Origin of the sequence: Streptomyces sp. NPDC004667, assembly GCF_040609475.1 — a bacterium.
Classification (GTDB): Bacteria; Actinomycetota; Actinomycetes; order Streptomycetales; family Streptomycetaceae; genus Streptomyces.
Genome location: NZ_JBEXKC010000229.1, coordinates 1 through 2,614, shown reverse-complemented (window position 1 = coordinate 2,614; position 2,614 = coordinate 1). Strand labels below are relative to the sequence as shown.

The 2,614-nt window shown below is 71.5% G+C and carries 3 protein-coding genes; 2 read left to right on the top strand and 1 reads right to left on the bottom strand.

From position 1 onward, the window contains the following. Window positions 1-119 precede the first annotated feature (119 nt). Window positions 120-761, top strand: coding sequence for a CatB-related O-acetyltransferase (locus ABZW32_RS39545; RefSeq protein WP_356225726.1), 642 nt, complete (start codon window positions 120-122; stop codon window positions 759-761). Window position 762: 1 nt separating this feature from the next. Here ABZW32_RS39545 and ABZW32_RS39540 read toward each other — a convergent pair whose 3' ends face one another. Continuing rightward, complete coding sequence (locus ABZW32_RS39540) at window positions 763-1,320, bottom strand: hypothetical protein (protein WP_356225724.1); 558 nt, start codon at window positions 1,318-1,320, stop codon at window positions 763-765. A gap of 185 nt (window positions 1,321-1,505) precedes the next feature. Here ABZW32_RS39540 and ABZW32_RS39535 point away from each other — a divergent pair, with 185 nt between their 5' ends. Continuing rightward, window positions 1,506-2,495, top strand: coding sequence for an NAD-dependent epimerase/dehydratase family protein (locus ABZW32_RS39535; protein ID WP_356225722.1), 990 nt, complete (start codon window positions 1,506-1,508; stop codon window positions 2,493-2,495). Window positions 2,496-2,614 lie beyond the last annotated feature (119 nt).

Sequence of the window (2,614 nt, the reverse complement as noted above, 5' to 3'; positions counted from 1 at the left end):
GAAACGGCGACCAGACCGCCCGGCGGGCACTGCGCGCATCGGATCGCTACGCGCTTCTCCCGGTATAGCGTCTGCGACCCGTCTGGGGCTGGACATAAGCGTCTAACGTGGCTCTCACCATGAATCAGTTGCCTGCGGATCCGATGGTGTTGCACCCGTTCCCCGACCAGCCGCGCGTGGTGCTGCTCAAGCCGCTCGTGACGTCCGGGCTGATCGAGGTCGGGGAGTACTCGTACTACGACGATCCGGACGATCCGACCGCCTTCGAGACCCGTAACGTGCTCTACCACTACGGGCCGGAGAAGCTGGTGATCGGGAAGTTCTGCGCCCTCGGCACCGGGGTCCGGTTCATCATGAACGGGGCCAACCACCGGATGGACGGTCCCTCCACGTTCCCGTTCCCCATCATGGGCGGGTCCTGGGCCGGGCACTTCGACCTGCTCACCGGACTGCCCGGCCGGGGGGACACAGTGGTCGGCCACGACGTCTGGGTCGGTTACGGCGTGATGGTGATGCCGGGAGTGCGCATCGGGCACGGGGCGATCATCGGTTCGGGGGCCGTGGTCGTCGACGACGTTCCCGACTACGGGATCGTCGGAGGGAATCCGGCGCGTCTGATCCGTTCGCGCTACGACGATGCCGACGTCGCCCGCCTGCTGCGGGTGGCCTGGTGGGACTGGCCCGTCGAGCACATCACCCAGCACGTCCGCGTCATCATGTCCGGCACCGTCGACGAGCTGGAAGCGGTCGCACCGCGCTGAATCAGGTGTTGGTGTTGAGGAAGCCGATGACCACGGAGCCCCACCAGCACGCCTGCGACACGAGGGCGGTCACCCCGCCCCAGAGCAGGAGCCGGCCGCCCACCGGCACGGTCGCTTCCTCCAGCCGACGGCCCAGCAGGCCCGCCTGGAGTCCGTTGAGGGTGAGTACGGCGACCAGCCCGAGCTTCGTGAGGGTCAGCGGGGAGTGCACGTCGGGGTGCAGCATCATGCCGCTCGCGACGAGGCCCCCGAGACCGGCCCAGATGGGCACGTGCAGCCGTGCGGTCGCCCCGATCACCTCGGCGAGGGTGCAGCGCCCGGTGGCCCAGAGGAGTCCGTAGTAGTCGGCCGACAGGACCGCACCGAAGCCGAGCACGAGGGAGGCGAGGTGCACGAAGAGCGCGGCGGAATGCAGCGTCTCGTCGGTCTGTATGTGGAGCGAGAACCACAGGCCGGCCGTCAGCACGACCATCGCGCACACCGCTCCCGCCGCCACCGTCCACCAGGAGTCGAACAGGCGGACCGGGCGGGCGGGAAGTCTGACGGCAGGGGACGACATGTGAGCTGACTCCGGGGGAAGGCCACGGCACCAGCTGCCGTGTCGAGGCAAGGTAAGGCTTACCTAAAGGCTCTTTTCCGTCAATCCGCGTCCACCACCCAAGACCGTGAGGCCCACCACACGGCGCGCTCCGCTCTGGGCGAAGGGGCCCGCCCCGGACCCGCGGGCCGTGCTCCAGTGGCCTGATGGAGATCTTGGTACTGGGTGGAACGGCATGGGTGGGCCGCGAGATCTCGCGGCAGGCGCACGAACGGGGGCACCAGGTGACCTGCCTGGCCCGCGGGGAGAGCGGCGGGGTGGCCGAAGGCGCGCGCCTGGTGGCCGCCGACCGGCGCGACCCCGCGGCGTACGAGGCCCTGGCGGGCCGTGACTGGGACGCCGTGGTGGAGGTGTCCTGGCAGCCCGGCTTCGTGCGCGACGCCCTGGCCGCCCTCGGCGGCCGCGCCCGGCACTGGTCGTACGTGTCGTCGGTCAGCGCGTACGCCGAGCACGGGCGGCCGGGCGCGGACGAGTCGACCACGCTGCTTCCGGCGGCCCGGCAGGCCGAGGCCGGCCGTGAGGCGTACGGGGAGGCGAAGGTGGCCTGCGAGGACGCCTCCACGGACGCGGTGGGGGACCGGCTGCTGATCGCGCGGGCCGGGCTGATCGGAGGTCCCGGCGACGCGAGCGGCCGCACCGGCTACTGGGTGGCCCGCGCCGCCCGCGACCCGCTGGCACCCCTCCTGGTCCCGGACTCCCCGGACCTCCTGACGCAGGCGATCGACGTCCGGGACCTCGCGGCCTGGCTGCTGGACTGCGCCGAGAACGGCACGACCGGCACCTACGACGCGGTGGGCCCCGTCGTGCCCTTCGCCGAGTGGGTCGCCCTGTCCCGGGAAGTGGGCGGGCACACCGGTCCGGTAGTGCAGGCCGACCCCGACTGGCTGCTCGCGCAGGGCGTGGAGCGTTTCATGGGGCCGGATTCCCTGGCCATGTGGATGCCCGACCGGGAGTGGGCGGGTTTCGGAGCCCGCAGCGGAGCAGCAGCGATCGCGGCCGGCCTCCACCACCGCTCCCGGGCCGACCTGCTGAAGGACACCCTGCACTGGGAGCGCGAAGCAGGCCTGACCCGACCGCGCCGCGCAGGCCTGAGCGCCACCCGCGAACGCGCCCTCCTGGCCCTCCTCGCTCCGTAAGCCCCAGCCCACCGTGCCCAGCCAAGGGCGGACCGCAGACGCTATGCCGGGCGAAGCGCGTAGCGATCTGACGCGTGTGCCGTCCTGATGTCATTGCCGGGCGGTCTGGTCGCCGTTTG

What these genes read in the sequence shown, in the direction of transcription:
- ABZW32_RS39545 (WP_356225726.1), top strand. Translation starts at nt 120, where the DNA reads ATGAATCAGTTGCCTGCGGATCCGATGGTGTTGCACCCGTTCCCCGAC.
- ABZW32_RS39540 (WP_356225724.1), bottom strand. Translation starts at nt 1,320, where the DNA reads ATGTCGTCCCCTGCCGTCAGACTTCCCGCCCGCCCGGTCCGCCTGTTC.
- ABZW32_RS39535 (WP_356225722.1), top strand. Translation starts at nt 1,506, where the DNA reads ATGGAGATCTTGGTACTGGGTGGAACGGCATGGGTGGGCCGCGAGATC.